Annotated in this window: 1 protein-coding gene and 1 other annotated feature; the gene reads right to left on the bottom strand. The window is 59.9% G+C overall.

Translation table 11 applies throughout. The features are described 5' to 3' along the window. Positions 1-34: 34 nt before the first annotated feature. A protein-coding gene (locus PQR67_RS38125) for an IS3 family transposase (RefSeq protein ID WP_408467940.1) occupies positions 35-1,266 on the bottom strand; the annotation gives its coding sequence in 2 pieces (ribosomal slippage) (positions 35-978 and positions 978-1,266; 1,233 coding nt in all). Then, positions 872-988 (bottom strand) — a sequence feature (AL1L pseudoknot). It overlaps the preceding gene by 117 nt. Positions 1,267-1,316: the final 50 nt, after the last annotated feature.

Genomic DNA, 1,316 nt, shown 5'->3' with positions numbered 1-1,316 from the left:
TGAACCGCCCCGGGAATCGTGGAGGCTGGTTGGTTTAAGTTAATGCGGATTCGGCGACCGGTGTTTCAAGTTGCCGATAGTAGTTTGCCTCAGCTTCAGCAGGCGGGATGTAGCCGAGGTGTTCCATCAATCGATGATGATTGAACCAGGCCACCCATTCCAGCGTTGCCAACTCGACGGACTCCCGTGTTTTCCAGGTGCGGCGATGAATCAGTTCGGCCTTGTACAAACCGTTGATTGTCTCGGCCAGTGCGTTGTCGTAACTGTCGCCACGGCTACCAACCGAGGGCTCGATGCCCGCTTCGGCCAGTCGCTCGCTATAGCGAATGCTAACGTATTGCGAGCCTCTGTCGGAGTGATGTATCAACGTTCCATCGCTGCCTGGCCGCCGCGCATAGAGTGCCTGTTCAAGTGCATCCAGAACGAAGTCTGTAGTCATCGACGAACTGACGCGCCAACCGACAATCCGTCGGGCGAACACGTCGATCACGAAGGCCACGTAGAGCCAGCCCTGCCACGTCGAGACATACGTGAAATCAGAAACCCAGAGCTGGTTTGGCCGGTCTGCCCTGAACTGCCGGTTGACCCGATCCAGCGGGCGCGCGGCTGCCGCATCGGCAATGGTCGTGCGAACACGTTTGCCTCGCATTACGCCACGCAAACCCAGTTGCTTCATCAGCCGTTCGACCGTGCAGCGAGCCACCGCGATACGCTCCCGGTTCATCTGCTTCCAGACTTTATCCGCTCCGTAGACGCGCATGTTGGCTTGCCAGACACGCTGGATCTCCGGCCGCAGGCGTTCATCGCGTATCGCACGAGCGCAGCGGCGCGACGGATCGCGAAGCTGTGCAGCATGGCGCCGGTAGCCCGACGGGGCAATCCGCAGGACCTTGCAGATCGGCTCGACCCCGAAGGTGTCGCGATGCTGATCGATGAAGGCCTTCAGGACTTCAGGCGGCGGTCGAGCTCCGCCTGGGCGAAAAACGCACTCGCCAGTTTCAGAATCTCGTTGGCGCGGCGCAATTCCTTGACCTCGCGCTCCAGTGCCTTGAGACGTTCGCGTTCCGACGTGCTCACGCCCTCGCGCTCGCCGCTATCGACTTCATCTCGTTTGACCCACCCCAGCAAAGTCTGGCTCGTGCAGCCGATCTTGGGGGCGATGGATTCGATCGCCGCCCACTGTGACGGATACTCGCCCCGATGCTCCTGCACCATGCGCACTGCACGTTCCCGGACTTCAGCAGAAAACTTGTTCGACTTGTTCATGGCTCCATTTTCTCAAGAATTGGAGCCTCCACCAAATCCGGGGCGGTTCA

The organism is Paraburkholderia fungorum (genome assembly GCF_046026025.1).
Lineage (GTDB): Bacteria > Pseudomonadota > Gammaproteobacteria > Burkholderiales > Burkholderiaceae > Paraburkholderia > Paraburkholderia fungorum_E.
This window is presented reverse-complemented; position numbering and strand designations above follow the sequence as displayed.